Source organism: Winogradskyella sp. HB-48, assembly GCF_049942685.1.
Lineage (GTDB): Bacteria > Bacteroidota > Bacteroidia > Flavobacteriales > Flavobacteriaceae > Winogradskyella.
In genome coordinates this window covers 2,276,495-2,300,660 of the sequence record NZ_CP187934.1, presented here as the reverse complement: position 1 = coordinate 2,300,660, position 24,166 = coordinate 2,276,495, and the positions used below count along the sequence as shown (strand labels likewise).

The following is a 24,166-nucleotide window of genomic DNA, read 5'->3' as shown; positions in this document are numbered from 1 at the left end:
AAAGGTGTAAGGTGTAAGTAATTTTTTCAATAACATACCCAATTTTACTAAACACTGAAAACCGGCTACTGACTACCAATTACCAGCTACTGTCCTATTAACTTCTCAAAATACTGAAACAATTCTCCTTTGGTAATGTTAGCACCTTGCTGAATTAACTTAAAAATATCCTCATACTTATCATCTGAATACTCCTTTTTCGCATTGAAAAACTCAATATCCTCAGACAATAAATTATCTCTAAGCCATTGAAATCCTTCTTTTGTAGTTAAATCTGTCTTATCTTCTTTTAATTTAAGTGCTATAAGGTGCATATCCTTATCCCTACACTTAAACAAATGTATCTGGTTTGCTGAAATATGCTCTAAGTATTCTACTTTACTCAATACACCATACCAAACCAAATCACTGAATACGTCTAACTCCTGCTCTGCCGCCTCTGGCTTATTTTTTTTAATGTCTTCCCATTCATCAGCAGTAATAGATTGCGTTGCTAAAAAATTTATGAATTCCTGATGCAATTCTTCAAACTGTTCTTTTGTTAATCGTGCGTATTTCATGAGAATTAGTGGTTTATTGCTTTATTTACTTCAAAAGGTCTATCCGTTGCCAAAATATCAGCGCCAAGGTTTTTCCATCGTAGATATAACTCATCACCTCTTGCTTCTGCTTGTTTATCTAAGTTGCCCAATGTACCCAAAATACAAACTATATCCTCGTTATGTAGTCTTTGATATAGAGATTTGTCCGATAAACGTGTACCGGTAAAAGCAAGCATATTTTCAGTTGGTATTTCTGTTTTCAATAATCCATCAAATTCTTCATGGTTTCTTGCCGAAACCGAAAGTAGTAAGTCTGGTGCTAACTTATATGCAGATTCTGCTTGCTCAATATCGTAAGTGATAATAATGCTGATATCTTTTGCATTAGCAGCTTTAATAACCTTAACAACATCTTCTTGGCTGACACTTCTTTTTATATCTATTGTTAAAATAACATTGTTTTCCCTACTCCATTTTAGAACCTCTGAAAATAAAGGAATTTTATATTTGGTCTGGTTTCCGTAATCATCTACCAGATTATAACTACTTAATTCATTATAAGTAAGGGTTTTTAGCAAACCACTTCCTGTTGTAGTTCTATCTATAGAATTATCATGCATTAAGACTAACTTTCCATCTTTGGTTTGGGCGACATCAATTTCAAAAATTGCTGAAATACTATCACCTACATATTTCAAGGTTTCCAAGCAGTTTTCCGGGTAATTTTCTATACCTTTTCCTCCACGATGCACACTTATATTTGGATAGTCAGATCTTGTAGACTTAAAAAGCTCAATGAGTTTTGATTTTTGTACTTGCTCTGACTGCCCTTCAGGTTTAGAGTTTTTACAACCAACAAATCCTATAACAAGAATAAAAAGTAAAAGTCTTTTCATAAATTTAAAGAATAAAAAAACCGCTTAGGACACTAAACGGTTTTTATTTATTTTAATTTGAGAATTATTAAGCCTCAGCGATAACTTCAAAAGAAAAATCAACTGACACTTCTCTATGTAAACGAATAACCGCTTCGTATTGACCTAAACGCTTAATATTACCACCATTGATAAAAATGTATTTCTTATCGATTTCGTGACCTTCGTTTCTCAATGCTTCAGCTAAATCCATATTAGTTATAGATCCAAATAATTTGTCTCCAGCAGTTGCACCTGTACCAGCTTTAGCAGTAATCTTAACTTCTAATGCTTTTAAGGCTGCAGCTGTTTTCTCTGCTTCAGCAATAATAGATTTTTCTTTATAAGCACGTTGCTTTAAAGTCTCTGCTAAAACTTTCTTAGCAGACGGTGTAGCCATTATAGCGTGTCCTTGTGGAATTAAAAAGTTTCTACCATAACCGTTCTTAACTGTTACAATATCGTCTTTAAATCCTAAATTCTCAACGTCTTGTTTTAATATAAGTTCCATTGTTATGATATTTTATTTTAATAAATCAGCAACATATGGCATTAATGCTAAGTGTCTAGCTCTTTTTACTGCCACAGATACTTTTCTTTGATATTTTAAAGAAGTTCCTGTTAAACGTCTTGGTAACAATTTACCTTGCTCGTTAACAAAGCTTAATAAGAAATCTGGATCTTTGTAGTCGATGTACTTAATACCAGACTTTTTAAAACGACAATACTTCTTATTTTTTTGTGTTTCTATGTTTAAAGGTGTAAGATATCTAATCTCACCGTCCTTTTTTCCTTTTGCTTGTTGTTCTATTGATGACATAATTAAGCTTTTTGTTTGTTTCTTTGTCTTCTCTTCTCAGCCCAAGCAACAGCATGCTTGTCTAATTTTACAGTTAAATAACGCATAAAACGCTCATCACGTCTAAACTCTAACTCTAAAGGCTCAATAGCTTCTCCAGCTACTTGGTACTCAAATAAGTGATAAAAACCACTCTTTTTGTTTTGGATTGGATACGCTAATTTTTTTAAGCCCCAATCTTCCTTAGCAATCATCTTAGCACCTTTATCAGTTAAGAAATCTTCATACTTCTTTACTGTTTCCTTTATCTGATCTTCAGATAAAACGGGATTTAAAATGAAAACAGTTTCATAATGATTCATAATAAATTATATTTGTTTATTGTTAAAACGGCTGCAAAAATAAGCATTATTTCTAATTTTGACAATGTTTTTTATTTGAAAGTTTTAAACAAATTTTGCACTAAAGATTATGTTAAATTTTACAGTTTGTCGGTAAAATTTGTTTTTTAACCGAAAATATCGTACTATTGTCGATATCTTAACCTAATAAATTATTAATGTTATGACTTTAAACTGTGTAGTTGTTGATGATTCTGCGATTCAGCGCCTCTCAATTGTAAAGTTAATCGAGAATCATTCCTCGCTTAACCTTATTGCAGAGTACAGCAGTGCGTTAGAAACAAAAAACGGTCTTAATACGCATAAAGTAGATCTTATCTTTCTAGATATAGAGATGCCTGTATTAAACGGTTTTGAACTCTTAGATGTACTTAACAACAAACCCCAAATTATCTTTGTTACTGGTAAAACCGAATATGCTTTTAAAGCATTTAATTACGATGCTACCGACTATCTTCAAAAACCAATCACCAAAGAGCGTTTTAACACGGCTGTAGAAAAAGCTATTGAGCAGCATAAGTTAAAATTAGACTTTAACGAAACTGATGGTGAGCACATCTTTGTAAAGAGTAACCTTAAAAAGCGTAAAGTTTATATTAAGGATATTAAATGGATTGAAGCTTTAGGCGATTACGTAAAAGTAGTAACAGAAGAAAATAGTCTTGTAGTATTATCTACAATGAAGGCTTTTGAAAAAGAATTGCCAGACGGAAAGTTTTTGAGAATTCACAAATCCTACATTGTGAATTTAGACAAAATTGATCGCTTTAACAGTAAAAATGTTGAAGTAGGCGCTTATGAGATTCCTTTGAGTCGAAATAAGAAGACGCAATTAGTAGATGCTTTGAATAATATGTAGAACAACTACACCTTCAGAATATCTCAATACACATTGATATAAAGAATCCTAGCAGCGATGTTGGGATTTTTTTGTTTTAGTAATTATCTACATTCAACACTACTCGCACAGACCTAAAATCCTTAACTGCATTAAAGCTGTTATCAATTTTCATAATAGCATCTTTGGTTTTTGACAATGATTGATTTTGCGGAATCTTAATCAAGATATTTTTATTGAACAGATTTCTAATTCTGGATATAGGCGGAAACTCAGGACCTAAAATATTAGATTTAAATACTTGTCGTAGTGATTTAGCATACCAATCGGCTGCCAGATTAACCCTATTGTAATCCTTGTGCTTGAATGTGATTTTAATTAAACGATAAATTGGTGGGTATTTAAAGTTATATCTATCGTTCATTTGCTCTGCATACATCTCTTTATAAGCATTCGTTGAAACTTGTTGCAAAATATTATGATGCGGATTATAAGTCTGAATCAGCACTTTTCCTCTTATATCTGTTCGGCCTGCTCTACCTGCTACCTGTGTCATTAATTGATAGCTACGCTCATGCGCTCTAAAGTCTGGGAAATTTAGCAAATTATCAGCATTCATAATACCTACCAGCTTTACATGCCTAAAATCTAAACCTTTAGTGAGCATTTGGGTGCCTACCAAAATATCTATCTCACGCTGTTCAAACTTTGTGATGATTTTTTCAAAACCATGCTTTCCTCGTGTGGTGTCTAAATCCATACGTGCTACTTTCTTGTCTGGAAAAAGCACTTTTACTTCTTCTTCGATCTGCTCAGTACCAAAACCTTTAGTATCTAAAGTAGCATTACCACAAGCTTGACACGTTTTTGGCATAACCGTATGGTATCCACAATAATGACAACGCAACTGATCTCGGAATTGATGATACGTTAAGCTTACATCGCAATTTGGGCATTGTGGTGAATTACCACAAGTGGTACATTCTACAATAGGCGAAAACCCTCTTCTGTTTTGAAATAATATAATTTGAAAACCTTCATCTAAAGTTTCAGTCATCTCTTCAATTAAACGGTCCGAAAAATGACCTTTCATACGTTTACGCTTGTACTTATCTGCCAAATCTACCAGTTCAATATCTGGCATAAGTACATTATTAAAACGTGTTTTTAATTCTACAAAACCGTATCTGCCCTGACTAGCATTAAAATAACTTTCCAAACTCGGTGTTGCTGACCCTAAAAGTGTTTTAGCCTTATGGATATTAGCCAATACTATTGCTGCATCTCTAGCATGATAACGCGGTGCTGGATCGAATTGTTTGTAGGATTGCTCATGTTCTTCATCAACTATGATTAAACCTAAATTGGAAAACGGCAACAGCAAAGCAGAACGTGCTCCAATTACCAATTGTGCTTTTTCTAAATTGTCATTTAGATTATGCCAAACCTCAACACGCTCATTACTTGAGTACCTACTATGAAAAACGGCTACCTTATCCCCAAAATAATCCTGAAGACGTTGCACCAACTGTGTAGTTAAGGCAATTTCAGGCAACAAGTATAAGACTTGTTTGCCTAGATTTAATTGTTCTTCTATGAGCTTTACGTAGATTTCGGTTTTACCAGATGAAGTTACACCATGCAATAAGGTTACCGATTTATTTTTAAAAGACACTTTAATATCTTCTAATACTATTGATTGGGCGTCAGTCAACTGCTTGGTTTGCTCATCACCTCCACCTTCAAACTGAACTCTATCTGTTTGAATATAATATTCTTCCAAAATTGATTTATCTACAAGTGCTTTTATTATGCTTGAGGATGCATCACTCCGCTCCATTAACTCAGAGACTTTGATTGGTTTTTGTTCTGATGCTTCAAGCGAAAATAAAGCTAGAATAACTTCACGCTGCTTTGGTGCCCGACTTAAAACTTCTAATAATTCTTGAAGCTTTTCTTCAGATTTATAAGTTTGATGAAGTCTTACATAACGTACTAACTTTGGTTTGTACTTTTCGTAAAGCTCTTCTTGCAACTGTAATACTCCTTTTTCTACTAGAGCATTTACAACTGGCAGAATTCGTTTTTTATCTAATATTGAAACGACATCTTGAATCTTTAAAGACGATTGGTATTGTAGAGCTTCAAAAATTAAAAATTCATCATCGTCTAAGTTTAACTCGTCAACTTGAGCAGTTTCATTTTTCACAATAATGGTTTCACTTTCTAAAATAAAAGCGTTTGGCATAGCTGCTCGCATTACCTCACCCAAGCTACACAAGTAATAATTAGCAATCCATTCCCAATGTTTAAGTTGCAAATCAGTAACTATAGGTTCTTCATCTAAGATTTGATGAATAGTTTTTGCTTCGTAAGCTATTGGAGGATTATTATGAATTGTATAAGCCAATGCGGTGTATATTTTACTTTTACCAAAGGGTACAGCAACTCGCATTCCTGTTTTTAGGAATTGGGCTTCAGCATCTGTGATATGATAAGTAAAAGCTTTCTGAAGCGGAATTGGTAATATGACATCTAGAAAATAGGTCACTCGACACGTTTCCAATATTGTGTTTTATAAAAGAAAGCGACATAGCCTCTTACTCTTAGTGTATCTTTATCCTCTTCAATTTTAAGTTGGCACTTATACTCTTTTCCATTTTCAGGATTGATTATAGTTCCGCCCTCATAAACGTTATCTTCCTTTTCTAATCCTTCTATAATGACCATTCCAAGAACAGGCTTATCTTTATTTTTTCCTTTACACTTGTTACACAAGGCATCTCTTTTAGCTGTTAGTATATCTACTATTTTGCCATAAACCTTGCCATTCTTTTCATAAATTTCTACTATAGATTTGGCTTCTCCTGTTTCGTCATCAATAGACTTCCATTTTCCCAAAATACTTTGAGCTGAAACACCATGACAACCCATTAAGAGAATTATTATTATAATAAACTTATTCATCTTTATTATTAATTTTATGTAGTCTCCGTAGTGATGCATTTAACTCATAACCCAAAAGCAAAATATTTGAGTTCAACCATAAGTATAATAACAAAATTAAAAGTGCCCCAATAGAACCATAAAGCTTATTGTATTGTGAAAAGTTGTCTATATAAACACCAAACAAATAGGAGGTAAGGATTATAAGCAAGGTTGTTAATAATGCCCCTACAGAGAAAAAACGCGTATGTCTCCCTTCTTTAGTTCCAAAATAATACAAAGTTGCAGTCGCTAAATACACCATGATAACGAAGAACATATATTTGGCAAAAATAATCCAACCCACTCCTTGACTATTATCTCCTAGTACTTCACCACTAAAACTCTCATAAATGGGACTAAGGACATAAATTTGAAAGTACCCAAAGACTGCAACGGTTAGAAGCACCAAAAATGCAAGGATTAAAGCCACACCAAGCGCATATAAATATTGCTGAAACACATTACGCGTCAATTGTTCATGATATGAATTCTCGAAACCAGAAAACACTGCATTGACTCCATTAGCCATTAATAGCATGGATAATAAAAACACTGAGGACAGTAATCCTGCACCAGAACCTCCACTAATATTTTCAAAAATATTGGCAAAAAAGAACTCTGATGTTTGTGGTGGTAAAAAATCGTTCAGAAACCTTTCAAACTCAACTTGGAAACCATCAATTGGTATGTAAGGCATTACGATAATTACAAACAATAAAAACGGAAAAATAGCTGTAAAAAAACTAAAGGCAATAGCACTAGCTCTAGTGGTAAGCGCTCCTTTAACAATCCCCATAGCATAGAGTTCTAACAAATCGTATATGGATAAACCTTCAAAACCTGGTAACCTTATTTCCTTAAAAAAGCGAACCAATAAATTAATTACAGGAATTTTATCTAGTTTATCTTCAATAGGTTTGGTCATAAACTTTTTTAGGCTCTTAGATTGTTAGACATTTTAGACTTTTAGATTTACGATATACTGCTCACTGCTTACTGAAAATTAAATCAAACCGCCTTTAGGCTTAAATCCATATTATAAACCGAATGTGTTAATGCGCCTGATGAAATAAAATCCACACCACATTCGGCATAACGTCTTACCGTTTTTTCATTAATGCCACCTGAGGATTCCGTGAGACATTTATCACCAATAAGTTGCACAGCTTTTTTAGTGTCTTCGTAATTAAAGTTATCTATCAGTATACGATACACTCCACCACAATCAAGGATTTCATTAATCTCATCGAGATCGCGTGCTTCAACTATAATTTTTAAATCTCTATTGGTATCTTTAAGGTATTGTTTTGTTTGCTCAATGGCTTTAGAAACTCCACCTGCAAAATCGATATGATTGTCCTTTAGCATAATCATATCGTAAAGTGCAAATCTATGGTTTTCGCCGCCTCCAATTTTTACTGCCCATTTCTCAAGAGCTCTAATACCTGGTGTCGTTTTTCGCGTATCTAATATTTTGGTTCCAGTACCTTCTAACAAATCCACAAAGGTTCTCGTTTTGGTGGCAATAGCACTCATGCGTTGCATGGCATTAAGTACTAAACGTTCGGCTTTAAGGATAGATTGGGAAGATCCCTCTACATAAAACGCAATATCTCCATACTTCACTTTAGTGCCATCTTCAATTAGTGTTTCAACCTTCATGTCTTTGTCTACATAGGCAAACACTTGTTTTGCAAAGTCAATACCAGCAATAATACCCTCATCTTTTACCAAAAGTTTTGCCTTTCCTCTAGCAGAAACTGGTATACAAGCTAACGAACTGTGGTCACCATCACCAACATCTTCTCTAATGGCATTGGCAATAATTGAATCTATTTCGCTTTGGAATTGGTCTTTTGAAATCATCTCACGTTTTATTTAGTGTAAAAATAGGAATTGAAATTAGAAAAGTTTAATAAATCTTAAGTCAGTTCGGGTTAATTTATAAGCAAAACGAATAAATTTGTATCGAGAACCAACTACACTAGACTTCTCGATACAATTCCAATTTCGATAGCGATCGAAAATAGAATCACTCGAAGCGACAAAAGAATATGCAAATTAAACTCATAGCTATAGGCAAAACAGATAATAAAAATCTTCAAACCTTAATTGAAGATTACAAAAAACGCCTTAGCCACTATATCAAATTTGAATTTGAGATTGTACCAGATCTCAAAAACGTTAAACATCTTTCTGAAGCTCAACAAAAGGAAAAAGAAGGTGAACTGATACTGGCGAAAACCCAAAACTCTGATGTGCTTATTCTGCTCGATGAAAACGGTAAGCAAATGGATTCCATTGCCTTTTCGTCCTATCTGCAAAAGCACATGAATTCAGGAGTAAAAACATTAATCTTTGTTATTGGTGGGCCTTATGGTTTTTCTGATGACCTGTACAAGCGTGCCAATGGAAAATTGGGCTTGTCTAAAATGACATTTTCGCATCAAATGGTTCGTTTGTTTTTTATAGAACAATTATACAGAGGGTTTACTATTTTAAAGAACGAACCATATCATCATAGATAACCAACCGAGTAAACCCTCTGTTATAATTAAACGTCTAAGCGTTTTATCTCAATTTTAAAATGTTTTAAAAACTCCTTTTCTTTTTTTTAGTTGACGTGTTAAATCGTTAATCGTTTCATTTACGGCCATTTCATAAGATGGCTTATTGGACGTTGCAAAAATTCGCGGTCCTGGAAGACTCAATTCTATGTTACATATTTTACCTGCTTCGTGGTCTTTGTCATCGTGTTTGATGTATACCTGCGCTGATATTAAAAATTCAAATTTATTGGATAATTTCTCTAACTTTTCTCTGGTAAATGCTGATAATGTTTCACTTACATCCGTATTTACGTATTGAAAATTTACCGTCATAATTATACTTGTTTTAATTAATAATTCCTTTCTCTAATATACAACTTTTAACGCTTGGCATTACTGATAATTATCATAAATAATCTTTAAAATCCAAACGTTATGAAAGTTTAAAACTCCAGTATCGACTATTATTTTGCAACTGAGTGCTTTATGAACAACCAACGCAAAACCAATATTATCATTTTTGATGGTGCATGCAATTTATGCAATGGTGTTGTGCGTTGGCTGTTAAAGTCAGCACCCAAGCATACATTTCAATTTGTTGCTTTTCAGTCGCCATACGGTCAGGCATTGTTATCCCAATATGGTTTTCCATTAAAGGAACTCAAAACTGTCATTCTTATTGATGATAACGGCATAAGTACTCATTCGGATGGTTTTTTAAAAATCTTGGGCAAACTGCCCAATTACCAATTACTTTCAGGTGTTTTAACGTACATTCCAAGAGTTCCAAGAGATATTATTTATAAGTTTGCCTCTAGGAATCGGGTAAAGTGGTTTGGGGAAGCAGACCGTTGCATTATAGCGACACCACAGGATAATCCCTATTCAAAGACCACATCATCTATATAAATTTTGTGCGGCAATCCCGTTCCGCTTGAAAAAACAACAAGTCCTGACCGTATGCAAGACAGGTCTAAGCGTTTGGTTTTAATGGTATACTTCTTCCATTCCTTGGTTAATTTAATTTCAACAGATTTTATGGCCGTATCGTAATAGGTTTTATCATCTTCAATAAGACCAAAGCCTATTGTCGCCATCACATTGCTACTGTCCGATTTGGCCCAAAAACTAAAAGTCTTGGCACCAGAAATATCGTAACCACCCAAAATATCTCCCCAGTCATTAGCGGGATCGACCATGGCAAACCCGTACCAATCATAACCGACATTGTAACTAATCTCAATAGCCGTTTTACCAGAATGCACCGTTTCGGAATGGTTTAGATCAACTGCCAAACCTCTATAATTGCCCATATAACCCGATGGAAAATAAGGTACATCCTCGTTGTCCTTATAAACATAGAATGGAAGTGCTGCTTTTGGCACCTTGAAAGGGCGTGCTGCCGCCACCTTGTCCTTTACCATGATTGATGTAGAGGCAATCCCTAAATTGCCATAGGTATCCTTTGCAAAGGCATAGACTTTTATAGCTCCGTTTTCTTGCGGCAATTGAATCTCAAATCCTGTTTCCAGAGTACCTCTATGTTGTAAGGGTAACATCTGATTTCGGCGTCTTCGACTGCCTTCCCGCTGATTATAATAAAAGCTAACAGCCAAAGCTTCATTTTCCGTATCGGTAACCTGCAACTCCACAGGAATCCAAGCCGCGCTGTTGTATGGCGCATCTGGCAAATTGAAGGCTTCAATAACAGGCACACTATTGTCTGGTTTTCTACCTGTAAACGCTTCACGTATCGCCCAATATTGTGGTCGGTATAAGCCTTTAAAATGGGTCATTAACCACACTCCACCAAAATCGGTACCACTACTGTAATGAAATACATACACTCCCAAACACGAGGGTTTGGTTTTAATCCAGTTGTTGTAGCCTTTAACAATGGCATCGTATTTTTCCTTGTCAAAAGGTTCTATTTTCACCCCATTCTTATCGGCTGGTGCATCCCATTCACCAGTGACACCAAACTCGGTAACGATATAGGGTTTATCAATTTGGCGTTTATCCAATTCGTCCTGAAGCACGCCCGCACCAGGACCATAACTATTTAAACCGTAAATGTCTAAGGATGGCACATATTTTTCCCACCAATCCAATCCAAACGTCCAAGCCTCAACAGAGGTTATGGGATGATTGACATCCAATTGCTTTATGTTGCTACAAACGCGCTCCAAAAACTTTGAGTACACCAACTTTTCTTCGTTTGTCGCCATATTTAAGTACACTTCATTGGCCACTCCCCACGTTAAAACAGCAGGATGATCCTTATAGGTGCTTACGGTTTCCATAGCAGCGTTATACATCGCTTCCATACCTTCCTTATCCCTGAGATAGTCAAAACTATCATCATCTTCCATTCCAGGTCGGCCATGGCGCAACCAGATACCGAGCATCACTTTGATGTCGTACCGTTCTGCCGCATCCAACAAGGCAGGTGTATTTTCATCCGTACCCCAAGTTCTGATGGTATTGACACCAAGGGACTTTAAATCCTTAAAATAGGTATCGTAATTGGACACATCATCATGATATCCAAAGGTGACACCTTTGATGTCAAAGGGTGTTCCATCTACTTCCATAACCCATTTGGAGTTGACTTTTTTAACCACCGTTTGGCCAAACGCGCTTAAAGACAGCGCACAAAAAAAAATAAGTAACCGCATTGTTCACATTTTAGAGTTATAAATTTAAGACATCCCAAACCCAAAAACGAATATTACAGTATATTTACCTCCCATTACATCCATATGATGCAGATTGTCTTTGCCACCAATAACCAAAACAAAATTAAAGAGGTACAAGCCTTAGTGCCCAAGCACATTACCTTATTAAGCCTTAAGGACATTGGTTGCCACGAGGAGCTACCCGAAACTACAGTTACGATTGAAGGCAATGCCCAGCAAAAAGCCAGTTATGTGAAGGACCATTATGGTTACGATTGCTTTGCGGACGACACAGGCTTGGAAGTCGATGCCCTAAATGGCGCGCCCGGAGTGGATACGGCACATTATGCCGGACCGCAACGCAGCGCTGAGGACAACATGAACAAACTGCTTACCAACCTCAAACAAGCGACCACTCGTAAAGCCCAGTTTAAAACGGTTATTGCTTTACACCTCAACGGAGAACTCAAGACCTTTACAGGTATTTGCAAAGGTGAGATTACCACCGAAAAACAGGGCACACAAGGTTTTGGTTATGACCCCATTTTTAAAGCTGAGGGCTACAACCAAACATTTGCTGAGATTTCGTTAGAAGAAAAAAATAAAATAGGACATCGTGGTAAGGCTGTATCTCAATTGATTGAATTTTTAAATCAGTTTCAACAAAAATTATAATTTAAAGAACTTTACCATTATCTTTAAAAAACTAAAAACTTATTAAAGTATCAATGGTAAAAGACTCAAACAAAATTAAAGTGCTTATGAAATTACAGTATCTTATTTTTCTTGTATTAATAGTTTTTAGCTGTGAGACAAAGAAAGAAAATACGTCTTTAAATCCAGAAAACTGGTCTAAAAGAGCCATTGAATTAAAGGCTAATGATTCTTTAGAATACGGTAAATCCTATCTATCGATTTACTCTCAAATATATAGTCTGACCGAACATACTAAGCACAACTTAACCTCTATGGCTAGTATGAGAAATACAAGTGATAAGGATACTATTTATCTATTAAGAGCCGAATACTATGACACACATGGCAAATCTGTTAGAAAGTATTTTGATTTCCCTATTTATCTCGCACCAATGGAAACTACAGAAATTGTTATAGATGAAGTTGATGTGTCTGGTGGAACAGGTTCAAACTTTATTTTTGAGTGGAAAATCCCAGCAGATTGCCCAGAACCTCTTTTTGAGGGCGTTATGACCTCTACCATGGGACAACAAGGCTTATCCTTTACCACAAAAGCCAAAAGGATTAAATAGTAATACTGAAACTTTAATTCCTATAGCCTGAGAAGAAAAAACAAAATAGGCCATCGTGGTAAGGCCGTAAAACAGCTTATTGAATTTTTAAATACTCTTAAGGATGCTTCAAATTAAACACACCTACATAGTGGTCATCATCATGCTCATGTTGGCTTGCTCTAGTTATGCGCAGGACGACGCTGCTAAAGTCCGTGAGACCTGCAATACATTTATACGAGCGCGCAAAGCACTGAAACAGGGAGACTCCCTTTTAATAAAATCCGTTACCGAAGATTCCTTGTATAAGCTCATTATGCTACATCACAAATACGCTAAGATGCTCAAAACCCGAATCATCGAAGCCGATTTAAACATTTGGGCAACATCAGTGGAAGTCAATGACAGCTGTGGCAATTGCCAAATGAGCGGCTACGAATACTACAAAATTAAGGTATGCAAGTACGATGGCCAATGGAAGGTCATGGGCGAAAACGACAGTTACGCCACCACAGAGCGCATCCAAAGGGCGCAGCAAAAAATTGTAAACTATAAACAGGAGGTTAAAACGCGGCCAGCCGTAGACTCCATACTCAGGGTGGTGAACCATTTTTTTAAGGATGCCCATAATTACTTTGAAACCGAAACCTTAGAACCCTTAAGCACCACCTGTAATGCCGAAACCATACGCTTTATCCAAAAACTGTATTGCTATGCCAAAGAACGTACAGGTTTGGACTTACTACACAAAGAAATGAATGCACCCAGCTTTTTGGTAGGCGATGTTATTTTTGAGGCCGACCGTACCTTATTTAAGTTTTCTAGGGAAGATATTTATATTGTACTGCGGAAACCAAAAGATACCTATATGATCCATGGGTTTAATAAAATGAATTCAGAAGTTATAGATGATGACATGATGGCCAAGGAGTATCTCGATTTATTGCGCTCTATGAAACTGATACGGCAACCGCGCTACCGCGACAAAGCCCTGCACTAAAAAATACGTGAAGTTACGTATTGACATTATGGTTTAAAATGGCGACCTTCGCTTATCAATCGATATAATTCATTGAAACGGAACCATATCTTAACGTTATATCTTATGGAATTATAACCATGGAAATAAGAATTGTTTTAATAGCAATTATTGGTATTCTCTTTTCCGGATGCCAGGAAAAACTCGAAGTAGCTGGTTGGGAAAAATTACCTGCACCAATATCTGCCACAATAAATTGTTTTGACGAAGCTTCTGATGGAACATTTTATGTAGGAGCAGCTGAATTATACCTGTCAAAAGATCGCGGAAATAAATGGGACCCAATAAATTTTGAAGGGATACCCATGGAAATTTTAGTTACTCAAACAGGAACTCTCTTGGTCGGCAGATATCGGGGTGGAATCTTAAGGTCAGTTGATCAAGGTGAAACCTGGGGAAATGTTGGTTTCGAAAATAATGTATACATATTTAAAATTATTCAAACTTCTGATGGCAAGATTTTTACTTCAGCAACATTTGTAAGCGAAGGAGCGCCTGAAGATACTAAGTCTGGGGTTTTTGTTTCAATTGACGATGGTCTGACATGGCAACAAACTACTATTGAAGTAGATAATATTAAAGGGGTCTTCAATCCAAGATTGAACTATGTGTTTGCATGTGGTACGGGCAAAAAGGGTGTTTATCGATCAACTGATAATGGGATTACCTGGTCTGCCAATGTTAGCGGTTTGCCAGATTCAATTCCCGTATCAGGTATGGTTGATTTTAAGGGAACCTTATTCGCTTCAATTGGAGACCCTCAAGACGCTGCTTTAACAATTGGTGGTGGTATATATAAATCTGAGGATCTGGGCCTAACTTGGACCCAGTCTGATGAAGGGATTTCGCCAAATACAAAAGTTACCGACTTAACTATTTTAGAAAACACAATATTCGCAAGTACTGGCAATCCTACATATATTGGAGATAATAGTGTTTTTAAATCTGTTGATTGTGGTAAAACTTGGCAGCCAACAAGCTTAAACAATTCTCAGATACGATTAATAAGAACTTCATCCAGCGAACAACTAATTGCAGGAAGCAATGCGGAATCCATTTTTATCTCCAATGATAAAGGCCAGAGTTGGACACAAACAGGTAAAGAAATTGAGAATTGGATGACCTATGAGATTGTTGAACACAATAACTATTTATTTGCCAGTGCTGAATCAGGAATCTGGCGCGCCAAAATTCCGGTTAAGGAATGGGAGCAGATAAGGACTAACTCCATGGGAAGTTTAATCACATTGCCCAACGGAAATTTACTCACAGCTGATAATGGTACTTTATTTAGTTCGGAAGATAATGGCGAACACTGGACAGAAACTGCTGAGTTAGGAGGAGAAATGATCTTTTTATCTCAGATAAATCCTAATTTGCTTGTTGCATGTCCATCAGACGATGGATTATATTATTCCATTGATGATGGCCGTGAATGGTCCAAATATGAAATGGGGATATTTGAACAGAACTCCTTTAGAACTGCTATTGAAACTCCAAATGGCGCCTTACTAGTTGGTACTTTTAGAGGAACGCTCCGTTCTCCAGATCATGGTAAAACCTGGAAAAACGTTGATGAAAATTTCTTTGCATGGTCTTTTTCGAAAGTAGATGATGAGATTTATGCTGGTGGTTATGCAAGTGGTATTCATAAATCGTCTGATGATGGTTTAACATGGGTAGAATTAAATTCCGGATTGCGCGAAGACAATGATTATTTGACTGTAACGACCCTATGTCCCAAATCGGATGGTTCAATTTTTTGTGGTACTCTGGGTGAAGGAGTTTATAGGTTAGAATACAAGGATAGTATATGGAGAGAATACAATACCGGGTTAACGAACTTAGTAAATTTTGGATTAATTGAAGGAGATGAAGGCACACTCTATACAACTTCAGAAAAAGGGATATTTGAAAGAAAAAAATTATAAAACAAGATATAACACTGTACATGAAGCCATACCTTCAAGGATACGGCTCATATACTAACCGATAAGCGCCATACCGCATTGCCAATCCAAATAAGAGTCTATCGCACTCCCTAAAAATAAAACGAACGGTTTAAGATTAAAACCATATATCACGTAGTGTTTAATTATCTTATTTACCAATGTAAAACGACCTTACATTTCTGTAAGGTCGTTTTTAGGTTTAGTAAAAAGTTACTTGATAGTACGGTAATACCCTTTCATCACCTCTATAGTCTAACGCAATAAAAATCGGATTATATTTAACTTGCTGTCCTCAGGACCTGTATTGGCTGTACTCATTCTTTGAGCCGTTGGGTAATTAAAAACATCGTAATAAACGCCCTCTCCGTATAACAATTTATAATTACCTCTACCTGCTTCATAGGTGTATATTTCCTCCCATGTCCATCCATCACCACTCTCACCAATAGACTCTAACAAACCTTCACTATTGTAGCTAAAATTAGTACTATCATCCAATTCCCAACTACCTTCATAATAATCATAATCATCAATTTGAATCACTTTATTTCCAGAGTACATGTATATATCCTTGTCAGAATTTACCCAAACTCCATTTTCATAGTATGACCCTATCATCTCAGTTAAATTTCCATTTGTATAAGTGAACTCATACTTATATTCTAATTCTTCAAAGCCTTCATAATAATCGTATTCAATGATTTCTGCCAGATTATCTCCATTATATATGCAGGCATACTTATACTGTAATTCTCCATTATAGAAATTTTCTACTTTAGTTATTTTATCTCCACTGTAGGTAAAAACTTCTCTGTAAACAGAATTCGGATAAGTATATTTAATTTCCATTATTTTACCATCAACAATTTTCATTTCATATAATGATTGCATGCCTTCCAAAATCCAATCATTTCCATCTTTATAATAGCGTGTAGAAGTCACCCAGTCACCGTTATACTCAAATTCTGTTTTTCTTTCTTCTACCCAAACATTATTTTCTTTATCAAATTGTATAGCTTCAATTAAAAGATTATCTAAATAACTATAGGTAGTCTTTTCTTCCCAAGTATTTGCTCCATAGATTTCCGTAGTTACTTTTTCTGTAACTCGATAAGCTACTGTAGTTGGACCATCATCATCGTCATTATTACATGCTGTAAAAGTTAGGATAAAACAAAATACGATGCATATGGAAACCATTCCTGTAATAAATTGCTTAGTTTTCATAATATTTTAGTTTTATATGTTATTAAATACTCAACATTGAGTAGATTTTTCAGAATTGTGAAGTTAAGCCAGATGTAAAGTTTAAGCAATGACCAATATCATTTATCAAATAATATATTGCTATAAAATATTAGATGTATTTTTTCTAGAATTTACTTGTTTAGTCCATGTTTATACCAAGTTCCTGATGAAATATGAATAGATTATTGAATATTAAAATAATCGTCTATCTTTGCGCCGAAATTCACGGCACCTAAAACTAACCGTGAAGACCTCAGAGTGAGGTGTGTTACCAGAAGTTTAGGTTTAAGTATGTCGATACGCTTCTAATGTAACACTGCATTAATTTATCGCATACATCACAAACAAAAAAATGGGAACATTCCAACAACTTGGTCTTAATGAAGACCTTCTTAACGCTATTTCAGATTTAGGATTTGAAACCCCTAGCGAGATTCAACAAAAAGCTATTCCTGTCTTAATTCAAGAAGAACGCGACTTGGTTGCTTTAGCACAAACAGGAACTGGTAAAACTGCAGCATTTGGTTTTCCGATGCTTCAAAAAATTGACATTAAGAGTAGAACCACACAAGGGCTCATCCTCTCTCCTACTCGAGAATTATGCTTACAAATTACCAACGAGCTAAAGCTTTATGGTAAATACTGCAAAGGTTTAAATGTAGTCGCTATATATGGTGGTGCTAGCGTTACTGAGCAAGCCAACCAAATAAAAAAGGGTGCACAGATTGTTGTGGCTACGCCTGGTCGTATGAAAGATATGATTAGCCGTAATTTGGTTGATATATCTAAAATTCAGTACAGTGTTTTGGATGAAGCTGACGAAATGCTAAACATGGGATTTTATGAGGATATTACAGATATTCTGGCGCACACGCCAACAGATAAGAGTACTTGGTTGTTTTCTGCTACTATGCCTAAAGAGGTCGCTACAATTGCAAAAGATTTTATGTACGACCCAATAGAAATAACTGTTGGTAATAAAAATGAAAGTACCAGTAATGTATCCCACGAATACTATGTGGTTAATGGTCGTGACCGCTATTTGGCCTTGAAGCGTTTGGCTGATGCCAATCCTGATATTTTTTCGGTGGTATTCTGTAGAACCAAACGCGATACCCAAAAAATCGCAGAAAAACTGATTGAGGATGGCTATAATGCTGGTGCCTTACATGGTGATTTAAGTCAAAATCAACGTGATTTGGTTATGAAATCCTTTAGAAACAATCAAATTCAAATGCTTGTTGCCACAGATGTTGCTGCTCGTGGAATCGATGTGGATGATATTACACATGTTATTAATTACCAATTGCCAGACGAAATTGAAACCTACACACACCGTTCTGGTCGTACAGGTAGAGCCGGTAAAACTGGTGTTTCTATGGTTATTGTTGCCAAAAGTGAAGTACGAAAAATAAAAAGCATAGAAAACATCATTAAAAAACAGTTTGAAAAGAAAGATATTCCTTCTGGAATGGAAATCTGCGAAGTGCAATTAATGAGCTTGGCTAATAAAATCCACAATACAAAAGTTAACCACGAAATTGATAAGTATTTAGATAGTATCAACGAACTGTTTGAAGACACCAATAAAGAGGAATTGATCAAGAAGTTCTTCTCGGTTGAGTTTACTAGGTTCTTTAACTATTATAAAGGTTCTAAGGATTTAGCTGTCTCCGATTCTGGTGGAAGCAATGGCGGTGGCGGAAGAGAATCATCAGGCAACGATACACGTTACTTTATTAATGTTGGTCGTAAGGATGGTTATGATTGGATGTCTTTAAAGGATTTCTTAAAAGAAGTTTTAGAATTAGGTAGAGATGATATTTTTAAAGTAGACGTTAAAGACAGTTTTTCATTCTTCAACACTGAAAAAGAAAACGAAAACAAAGTATTAGAATTTTTCACGGACTTTAAGTACAATGGACGCTTTGTAAATGTAGAAGTGAGTGAAAACAAAGGAAATAGTGGTGGCGGAAGACGCGATAAAGGAAGAGGAAAACGAAAAAGTAATGACCGATCTCAAGGCGAAAAACGTCCTAGACGTAGCAAAGATTTTGGAAGACCAGAAGGAAAACGTTCTGATAAATCTAAAAAAGGGAAACGCTCTGCTTCTGAAAGACCTCGTAAATCTCGCAGAAAATAACTTTAACGTTTAAGACTAAAATGACCTGTGTAAACATTGTTTTTACCAGGTCTTTTTATTACAAACCAATAATCTGAAGCTGGCATTTTAGCACCATTAAATGTGCCATCCCAACCCAATGAATTAGGCAATATCTGGGTAAGAAGCTTACCATACCTGTTATAAATTAGGATTTCAATTTCTGGTTCTAAATCCGAAAACTCTATTTGCCAATGTTCATTTACACCATCTCCATTTGGTGAAAAAAATCTAGGGTAATACAATAAATAAACATCCTCGGTTACAATACCACAGTTGTTTTTATCTCTAACATACACCACATATTCTCCTGGCAAAAGATCAGAGAATACACTCGTATCCTGATAATTTATGTTGTCTAAAGAATATTCATAATCACCACTACCTTCAACAAAAACAGAAATTGTATTGTCATTTTCTGTCCAATCTGTAATTTCTACATTTGTAATCGTAGCTTCATCAGATTCAACTACCGTAAAGATTTTAGTACCTACACAAGTAATTTCGCCCTCAGGCGTTTGTAAGCTATTGATAATTTCTACTGAGTAACTCCCTATAGCATCTACAGTAATAGACTCCGTAGCTTCTCCATTAGACCAGTTATAATAATCATAATTTTCCCCTGCGCTTAAGTCAATAGATTCATCACTACATAAGTAAACTGTCTCTTCACCAGATACTGGTGTTTCCAAAACATATAATTGAAAGCTAGTAGTATCAAAACAATCTGGACTTAAACTATTTTGTACCCTAACAAAAATGGTTTGAGGATTGCTTACATTTTCATAACTAGTTTGTATAGGATTTATATTATTAATGGCTTCGTCTTCTGACAAATGATAGGTAATATTAACGCCTGGTAAGCTATAAATATCAATGTTCTGAATACTTAAATCAAAGGTTTCAACACCATCATTTTCAATATCATCACAGAGAAACATATTGCTTGGTGTATTCGCTATTGGGAAGCTATTTATAATAACAATATTAGATATAAAAATGGTTTCACCAGGTGCACTTATTTCCGCAGTGATATCATAAGACCCAGCATTTTGATAGTAATGTGTTGGATTGGTTTCAGTTGAAGTAAAACCATCACCAAAATCCCAAATTATAGAATTAATTTCGGTATTGGAGTTTAATATAAACTCTGTGCCTTGTCCTAGACAAGTGCCTTGAGTAACTATTGAAAAATTAAAAAACGATGCGATAAAAGGTGGTAAACCAGCACCACAAGATCTGCTTCCCAAACTCACAGCATTTGCTAAATAATTTGAAGCAAGGCCTATTTCATTTGGATTTTCGATAATATCCAAAAATTCTTCTTGTGCCCTGGCAATATATATCTTTCCATCAACAGCAAGCTGAAGCGCACCAAATATAGTATTGATATTACTATCGTCATACAGCGTAGTTACAGAATTTATCATATCATCTGCTGTGGCAAGACTTAAATCAAACTGAAATAGACGACTAGTAATGAAACCAAATAAGAATTTTTGATCTGTAACATATAGTAGGTTACTATCTGGAGAAAACTCGATACCATAAGCACCAGAAGCTGGACCTATTGAAAAAAAGCCATTACCGATTAAAATTGGATTAGAAACTAGACCTGTAGAATTATTAAAATCAAAAATTTCAACTACACTATTTCCAGACCAAGAAGCTAAGGCAAGTCTTGATGCATCTGGAGAAATCTTCATGTACCCTTTTGAATCTAAACCATCGTCACCATGAACCTCCCCTACAGATGACGTAACAGGAGTGATACCAACACCAGCCGTAGTGACTTGATAGGATAAAAAATTATTATTGTTCCAATCGTGTGTTACTACCCAAAAGTCGATTCCGTTTGCATGCTTAACAGCTGAAATCTTTTCTGTTGTAAATGCATTCAATTCTACGTTCTTCAGGTTAGTAACATCACCATTGCCACCATTTAAAGTCATGTCAACTTCAGAATATCTTAGACCATTAGGGCCTGCCAAATCATCTACAGTAAAGATGTAATAAACAGAAATATTACCAGGTTTAGGAACAATAATGGCAGATTGTGTACTAGAGGCATCACCTGTAAGACCTGTACCATTAGGCATTACATTATGTTGCTTGTCCCAAACAGTTATTCCATCAGTATAGAAAAGCAAATCACCATTATTTTCAGAGATTGCTGCACAGCCTTCGTCTGTAACCAACTGACCATTTGTTAGTGCAATGGGATTTCCTGTACTAAAATCCAAACCTGCATTATTGCCAAAATACCATTTTGAAGCTTCACCTTGAGCAGAAGCACCAAAATAGCAAAGTACTGTTAAGGTAAATAAGCAGGTTATTTTTTTCAAAATTTCTTTTAATTAAGTAATCTTTTGTTTGAAAAAAACTTTTTCAAAAACATCAAACAACAATATAACAAAAGCCTTGAAACGTTGTTAATATTTAGTCAAATCTTTTGCTTAAAAGGACAAAATCAGTTTTGTTTATTACCTTTACAACGTATTTAACACTATGCGACACCTACTATTTATATTCTTATGCTTCACTACGGTTTACAGCTTTAGTCAAGATAGTACAGCCACAAAGACACCAGAAACGGTTAAAGGAACCATCACCAGTTCTACAACCAAAGAGCCTTTGAGTGAGGTTAATATTGTTAATATCAATCAAGTTGTTGGTATAGCAACAGATGATGAAGGTAAGTTTGAAATTAAAGCAAAGGTTAACGATACACTACACTTATCCTATCTTGGTTATAAATCTATCAAAGTAAGAGTTACTAACGATTGGTTAAAGTTTGGCAACACCGAAATTGTAATGACCGAATTAGCCTTGGCGCTAGAAGAAGTTACTGTAAAATCCCTTGAACTCACAGGTTATTTAGAGGTAGATATGAAGCAAGTGCCCATCACAAACAACAATCAATATCGTATTTCTGGATTGTATGGTAAGGCTTATGAAGGTGGAAGACCTAACATAGCCACTAAAGTTTTAGGTGCTATTTTTAATCCTGCTGATTTCCTTTATAATATGTTTGGAAAGAAGCCAAACGAAATGCATAAGCTTAAAAAGATTAAGGAAGATGATGAAATAAGAAACCAATTAGCCAAGCGTTTTGATAGGGAAATGCTCATGGTTTTATTACAAGTTACCAAGTACGATCTGGATGAAATCGTTAACCAATGTAACTACTCCAAAGACTTTATCAATACTGCAAACGACTTACAGATTTTAGATGCTATTAGCGAATGCTACGAAGAATATAAAGTAATTCAACGCAGCAAGGAACGTAAAAACAAGAAAAAAGACAAAGCTTAATACATTTTACAAAGAAGGCACACCATTAAGAAATCAAATCTGTGAGTTGTAATGCTCTACAATAGCATCGTAATCTTTCAAAGTTTTCCTAACCCAATCAAAACGTTTTTCAATTTGCTCAGCTTCGGTTAATTGCCACTTGATGTCGGATTTACGCAATTTGGACGTCACATGTTGAAGAATGATGGCCGCCGAGACGGAAATATTCAAACTTTCGGTAAAGCCTACCATCGGAATTTTTAAAAAGCAATCCGCTTCTTCCAAAACACGCTCAGATAGACCTTCGGTTTCCCTGCCAAAGAAAAAACAGGAGCGCTTGGAAATGTCAAAATCTATAAGGTCGCAGTCCTTGGCATGTGGACTGGTCGCCACAATCTGATAGCCTTTGGATTTTAAATCCTCAATGCAGGATTTTGTGGTGTGGTACCGATTAAGATCGACCCATTTTTGAGCTCCCATAGCAATTTCCCGATCAATGCGTTTCGAATTGATTTCTTCAACAATATTCACTTCCTGTATGCCAAACACATCACAGGAACGAATAACGGCACTGGTATTGTGCAATTGGTAGACATCTTCCGTGGCCACTGTAAAATACTTGGTACGCTGCGCCAAAACGGTTTTAAAACGTTCTTTTCGGTTTTCGGTAAGATAGGATTCTAGATGTTCTAAAAGTTTTAAATCTGGCATAGTTCAAAAATACGGAATGTCATTACGAGGAACAAAGTGACGTGGTAATCTTTCAAATTTAATCAGATTGCCACAGCATACAAAAATGTCAGCTTCGCAATGACATAAAATTGACTATTTTTAAAAAATGAAACATATCGTCGTATTAACAGGTGCTGGTATGAGTGCAGAAAGTGGTGTAAAAACCTTTAGAGACCATGATGGACTTTGGGAAGGCCATGACGTCATGAAAGTGGCTTCACCAGAAGGCTTTAGACAAAATCCAGAATTGGTGTTAGACTTTTATAACCAAAGACGACGGCAGCTCAAAGAGGTACAACCCAACCAAGCGCACAAGGATATTGCAGCACTTGAAGAGCAGTACAAGGTGACCGTTGTGACACAAAATGTAGATGATTTACATGAGCGTGCTGGCAGTACCGATGTGGTGCATTTACATGGTGAACTACGAAAGATAAGAAGCTCTGGCAATCCCAATGACATCCGCGTATGGACTGAAGATCTTCATGTTGGTGATACCTGTAAAAAAGGCTATCAATTACGACCGCATGTGGTTTGGTTTGGAGAAGATGTGCCTATGATGGATACAGCCATTAAAATCTGTTATGCAGCTGATATTATTATCATCATTGGCACAAGTATGCAAGTCTATCCTGCCGCGAGCCTGATACATTATGTGCAACCAGATACTGATATTTATTATATAGATCCAAGACCTGCTTTAGTTCGCCATCATCATATTAAGGTTATTGCGAAAACTGCTACTGAAGGGATGAAGGATATCTTTGAGATTTTAAAATAAACT

24 protein-coding genes are annotated in these 24,166 nt (G+C 35.7%); 10 read left to right on the top strand and 14 right to left on the bottom strand.

Annotated elements, in window-relative coordinates; genetic code table 11:
* Nucleotides 1–86: 86 nt before the first annotated feature.
* From ACPX19_RS10390 to rpsF, 5 genes are all read right to left on the bottom strand, one after another.
* On the bottom strand, nucleotides 87–560 hold the full coding sequence (locus ACPX19_RS10390) for a DUF6495 family protein (RefSeq protein ID WP_426429937.1): 474 nt from the start codon (nucleotides 558–560) through the stop codon (nucleotides 87–89).
* Between the two features lie 5 nt (nucleotides 561–565).
* Nucleotides 566–1,438, bottom strand: a complete 873-nt coding sequence (locus ACPX19_RS10385) for a glycerophosphodiester phosphodiesterase family protein (protein WP_426429936.1) — start codon at nucleotides 1,436–1,438, stop codon at nucleotides 566–568.
* 67 nt (nucleotides 1,439–1,505) lie between these two features.
* Nucleotides 1,506–1,967: a 50S ribosomal protein L9 gene (gene rplI, locus ACPX19_RS10380; protein WP_426429935.1), complete on the bottom strand. Its 462-nt coding sequence runs from the start codon at nucleotides 1,965–1,967 to the stop codon at nucleotides 1,506–1,508.
* A gap of 12 nt (nucleotides 1,968–1,979) precedes the next feature.
* Complete coding sequence (gene rpsR, locus ACPX19_RS10375; RefSeq protein WP_426432453.1) at nucleotides 1,980–2,279, bottom strand: 30S ribosomal protein S18; 300 nt, start codon at nucleotides 2,277–2,279, stop codon at nucleotides 1,980–1,982.
* Nucleotides 2,279–2,617, bottom strand: a complete 339-nt coding sequence (gene rpsF, locus ACPX19_RS10370) for a 30S ribosomal protein S6 (RefSeq protein ID WP_426429934.1) — start codon at nucleotides 2,615–2,617, stop codon at nucleotides 2,279–2,281. Before rpsF ends, rpsR begins: the two co-directional genes overlap by 1 nt.
* 202 nt (nucleotides 2,618–2,819) lie before the next feature.
* Here rpsF and ACPX19_RS10365 point away from each other — a divergent pair, with 202 nt between their 5' ends.
* The gene (locus tag ACPX19_RS10365; protein WP_426429933.1) at nucleotides 2,820–3,515 is read left to right on the top strand and encodes a LytR/AlgR family response regulator transcription factor; all 696 of its coding nucleotides are present in this window, start codon (nucleotides 2,820–2,822) and stop codon (nucleotides 3,513–3,515) included.
* A 76-nt stretch (nucleotides 3,516–3,591) separates the two neighbouring features.
* On the opposite strand, the gene priA is transcribed toward ACPX19_RS10365, so the two are convergent.
* The 4 genes from priA to nadC all read right to left on the bottom strand — a co-directional run bounded on the left by priA (nucleotide 3,592) and on the right by nadC (nucleotide 8,348).
* A complete protein-coding gene (priA, locus tag ACPX19_RS10360) occupies nucleotides 3,592–6,045 on the bottom strand; it encodes a replication restart helicase PriA (RefSeq protein WP_426429932.1) in 2,454 nt (817 codons plus the stop codon).
* Complete coding sequence (locus ACPX19_RS10355) at nucleotides 6,042–6,461, bottom strand: DUF2147 domain-containing protein (RefSeq protein WP_426429931.1); 420 nt, start codon at nucleotides 6,459–6,461, stop codon at nucleotides 6,042–6,044. The genes priA and ACPX19_RS10355 overlap by 4 nt, the downstream gene beginning before the upstream one ends.
* Nucleotides 6,454–7,407 carry a YihY/virulence factor BrkB family protein gene (locus ACPX19_RS10350; protein WP_426429930.1) on the bottom strand — a complete coding sequence of 318 codons (954 nt, stop codon included), beginning with the start codon at nucleotides 7,405–7,407 and terminating at the stop codon, nucleotides 6,454–6,456. Before ACPX19_RS10350 ends, ACPX19_RS10355 begins: the two co-directional genes overlap by 8 nt.
* A gap of 83 nt (nucleotides 7,408–7,490) precedes the next feature.
* A complete protein-coding gene (gene nadC, locus ACPX19_RS10345; RefSeq protein ID WP_426429929.1) occupies nucleotides 7,491–8,348 on the bottom strand; it encodes a carboxylating nicotinate-nucleotide diphosphorylase in 858 nt (285 codons plus the stop codon).
* A gap of 188 nt (nucleotides 8,349–8,536) precedes the next feature.
* On the opposite strand from nadC, the gene rlmH reads away from it, so the two are divergent.
* Nucleotides 8,537–9,010 (top strand): 23S rRNA (pseudouridine(1915)-N(3))-methyltransferase RlmH, encoded by a 474-nt coding sequence (rlmH, locus tag ACPX19_RS10340; protein ID WP_426429928.1) that lies wholly within the window; start codon nucleotides 8,537–8,539, stop codon nucleotides 9,008–9,010.
* Between the two features lie 54 nt (nucleotides 9,011–9,064).
* Here the strand turns inward: rlmH and ACPX19_RS10335 are convergent, their stop codons facing one another.
* Complete coding sequence (locus tag ACPX19_RS10335; RefSeq protein ID WP_426429927.1) at nucleotides 9,065–9,364, bottom strand: HPF/RaiA family ribosome-associated protein; 300 nt, start codon at nucleotides 9,362–9,364, stop codon at nucleotides 9,065–9,067.
* Nucleotides 9,365–9,517: 153 nt separating this feature from the next.
* Between ACPX19_RS10335 and ACPX19_RS10330 the strand changes: the two genes are divergently transcribed.
* On the top strand, nucleotides 9,518–9,940 hold the full coding sequence (locus ACPX19_RS10330) for a thiol-disulfide oxidoreductase DCC family protein (protein ID WP_426429926.1): 423 nt from the start codon (nucleotides 9,518–9,520) through the stop codon (nucleotides 9,938–9,940).
* Here ACPX19_RS10330 and ACPX19_RS10325 read toward each other — a convergent pair.
* A complete protein-coding gene (locus ACPX19_RS10325; protein WP_426429925.1) occupies nucleotides 9,913–11,655 on the bottom strand; it encodes a glycoside hydrolase family 2 TIM barrel-domain containing protein in 1,743 nt (580 codons plus the stop codon). The genes ACPX19_RS10330 and ACPX19_RS10325 overlap by 28 nt on opposite strands.
* A gap of 141 nt (nucleotides 11,656–11,796) precedes the next feature.
* On the opposite strand from ACPX19_RS10325, the gene ACPX19_RS10320 reads away from it, so the two are divergent.
* The 4 genes from ACPX19_RS10320 to ACPX19_RS10305 all read left to right on the top strand — a co-directional run bounded on the left by ACPX19_RS10320 (nucleotide 11,797) and on the right by ACPX19_RS10305 (nucleotide 15,926).
* Nucleotides 11,797–12,384, top strand: coding sequence for a non-canonical purine NTP diphosphatase (locus tag ACPX19_RS10320; RefSeq protein WP_426432452.1), 588 nt, complete (start codon nucleotides 11,797–11,799; stop codon nucleotides 12,382–12,384).
* Nucleotides 12,385–12,470: 86 nt separating this feature from the next.
* Nucleotides 12,471–12,977: a DUF3124 domain-containing protein gene (locus ACPX19_RS10315; RefSeq protein WP_426429924.1), complete on the top strand. Its 507-nt coding sequence runs from the start codon at nucleotides 12,471–12,473 to the stop codon at nucleotides 12,975–12,977.
* A 103-nt stretch (nucleotides 12,978–13,080) separates the two neighbouring features.
* Nucleotides 13,081–13,956: a hypothetical protein gene (locus ACPX19_RS10310; RefSeq protein ID WP_426429923.1), complete on the top strand. Its 876-nt coding sequence runs from the start codon at nucleotides 13,081–13,083 to the stop codon at nucleotides 13,954–13,956.
* 119 nt (nucleotides 13,957–14,075) lie between these two features.
* Nucleotides 14,076–15,926 (top strand): WD40/YVTN/BNR-like repeat-containing protein, encoded by a 1,851-nt coding sequence (locus ACPX19_RS10305; protein WP_426429922.1) that lies wholly within the window; start codon nucleotides 14,076–14,078, stop codon nucleotides 15,924–15,926.
* A gap of 273 nt (nucleotides 15,927–16,199) precedes the next feature.
* Here the strand turns inward: ACPX19_RS10305 and ACPX19_RS10300 are convergent, their stop codons facing one another.
* Nucleotides 16,200–17,174, bottom strand: a complete 975-nt coding sequence (locus ACPX19_RS10300) for a hypothetical protein (RefSeq protein WP_426429921.1) — start codon at nucleotides 17,172–17,174, stop codon at nucleotides 16,200–16,202.
* A 373-nt stretch (nucleotides 17,175–17,547) separates the two neighbouring features.
* On the opposite strand from ACPX19_RS10300, the gene ACPX19_RS10295 reads away from it, so the two are divergent.
* On the top strand, nucleotides 17,548–19,338 hold the full coding sequence (locus ACPX19_RS10295; RefSeq protein ID WP_426429920.1) for a DEAD/DEAH box helicase: 1,791 nt from the start codon (nucleotides 17,548–17,550) through the stop codon (nucleotides 19,336–19,338).
* Between the two features lie 2 nt (nucleotides 19,339–19,340).
* Here ACPX19_RS10295 and ACPX19_RS10290 read toward each other — a convergent pair whose 3' ends face one another.
* Complete coding sequence (locus ACPX19_RS10290) at nucleotides 19,341–21,701, bottom strand: T9SS type B sorting domain-containing protein (protein WP_426429919.1); 2,361 nt, start codon at nucleotides 21,699–21,701, stop codon at nucleotides 19,341–19,343.
* A gap of 163 nt (nucleotides 21,702–21,864) precedes the next feature.
* Here ACPX19_RS10290 and ACPX19_RS10285 point away from each other — a divergent pair, with 163 nt between their 5' ends.
* Nucleotides 21,865–22,671 carry a carboxypeptidase-like regulatory domain-containing protein gene (locus ACPX19_RS10285; RefSeq protein ID WP_426429918.1) on the top strand — a complete coding sequence of 269 codons (807 nt, stop codon included), beginning with the start codon at nucleotides 21,865–21,867 and terminating at the stop codon, nucleotides 22,669–22,671.
* A 33-nt stretch (nucleotides 22,672–22,704) separates the two neighbouring features.
* Here the strand turns inward: ACPX19_RS10285 and ACPX19_RS10280 are convergent, their stop codons facing one another.
* Nucleotides 22,705–23,361, bottom strand: a complete 657-nt coding sequence (locus ACPX19_RS10280) for a TrmH family RNA methyltransferase (RefSeq protein WP_426429917.1) — start codon at nucleotides 23,359–23,361, stop codon at nucleotides 22,705–22,707.
* 127 nt (nucleotides 23,362–23,488) lie between these two features.
* Between ACPX19_RS10280 and ACPX19_RS10275 the strand changes: the two genes are divergently transcribed.
* Entirely contained in the window at nucleotides 23,489–24,163 is a 675-nt protein-coding gene (locus tag ACPX19_RS10275) for an SIR2 family NAD-dependent protein deacylase (protein WP_426429916.1), read from the top strand.
* The last annotated feature ends 3 nt before the right edge of the window (nucleotides 24,164–24,166 follow it).

Excerpts from the sequence above, each read along its gene's own strand:
- ACPX19_RS10390 (WP_426429937.1), bottom strand. The coding sequence starts at position 560 with ATGAAATACGCACGATTAACAAAAGAACAGTTTGAAGAATTGCATCAG.
- ACPX19_RS10385 (WP_426429936.1), bottom strand. The coding sequence starts at position 1,438 with ATGAAAAGACTTTTACTTTTTATTCTTGTTATAGGATTTGTTGGTTGT.
- rplI (WP_426429935.1), bottom strand. The coding sequence starts at position 1,967 with ATGGAACTTATATTAAAACAAGACGTTGAGAATTTAGGATTTAAAGAC.
- rpsF (WP_426429934.1), bottom strand. The coding sequence starts at position 2,617 with ATGAATCATTATGAAACTGTTTTCATTTTAAATCCCGTTTTATCTGAA.
- ACPX19_RS10365 (WP_426429933.1), top strand. The coding sequence starts at position 2,820 with ATGACTTTAAACTGTGTAGTTGTTGATGATTCTGCGATTCAGCGCCTC.
- ACPX19_RS10355 (WP_426429931.1), bottom strand. The coding sequence starts at position 6,461 with ATGAATAAGTTTATTATAATAATAATTCTCTTAATGGGTTGTCATGGT.
- ACPX19_RS10350 (WP_426429930.1), bottom strand. The coding sequence starts at position 7,407 with ATGACCAAACCTATTGAAGATAAACTAGATAAAATTCCTGTAATTAAT.
- nadC (WP_426429929.1), bottom strand. The coding sequence starts at position 8,348 with ATGATTTCAAAAGACCAATTCCAAAGCGAAATAGATTCAATTATTGCC.
- rlmH (WP_426429928.1), top strand. The coding sequence starts at position 8,537 with ATGCAAATTAAACTCATAGCTATAGGCAAAACAGATAATAAAAATCTT.
- ACPX19_RS10335 (WP_426429927.1), bottom strand. The coding sequence starts at position 9,364 with ATGACGGTAAATTTTCAATACGTAAATACGGATGTAAGTGAAACATTA.
- ACPX19_RS10330 (WP_426429926.1), top strand. The coding sequence starts at position 9,518 with ATGAACAACCAACGCAAAACCAATATTATCATTTTTGATGGTGCATGC.
- ACPX19_RS10320 (WP_426432452.1), top strand. The coding sequence starts at position 11,797 with ATGCAGATTGTCTTTGCCACCAATAACCAAAACAAAATTAAAGAGGTA.
- ACPX19_RS10315 (WP_426429924.1), top strand. The coding sequence starts at position 12,471 with ATGAAATTACAGTATCTTATTTTTCTTGTATTAATAGTTTTTAGCTGT.
- ACPX19_RS10310 (WP_426429923.1), top strand. The coding sequence starts at position 13,081 with ATGCTTCAAATTAAACACACCTACATAGTGGTCATCATCATGCTCATG.
- ACPX19_RS10305 (WP_426429922.1), top strand. The coding sequence starts at position 14,076 with ATGGAAATAAGAATTGTTTTAATAGCAATTATTGGTATTCTCTTTTCC.
- ACPX19_RS10300 (WP_426429921.1), bottom strand. The coding sequence starts at position 17,174 with ATGAAAACTAAGCAATTTATTACAGGAATGGTTTCCATATGCATCGTA.
- ACPX19_RS10295 (WP_426429920.1), top strand. The coding sequence starts at position 17,548 with ATGGGAACATTCCAACAACTTGGTCTTAATGAAGACCTTCTTAACGCT.
- ACPX19_RS10285 (WP_426429918.1), top strand. The coding sequence starts at position 21,865 with ATGCGACACCTACTATTTATATTCTTATGCTTCACTACGGTTTACAGC.
- ACPX19_RS10280 (WP_426429917.1), bottom strand. The coding sequence starts at position 23,361 with ATGCCAGATTTAAAACTTTTAGAACATCTAGAATCCTATCTTACCGAA.
- ACPX19_RS10275 (WP_426429916.1), top strand. The coding sequence starts at position 23,489 with ATGAAACATATCGTCGTATTAACAGGTGCTGGTATGAGTGCAGAAAGT.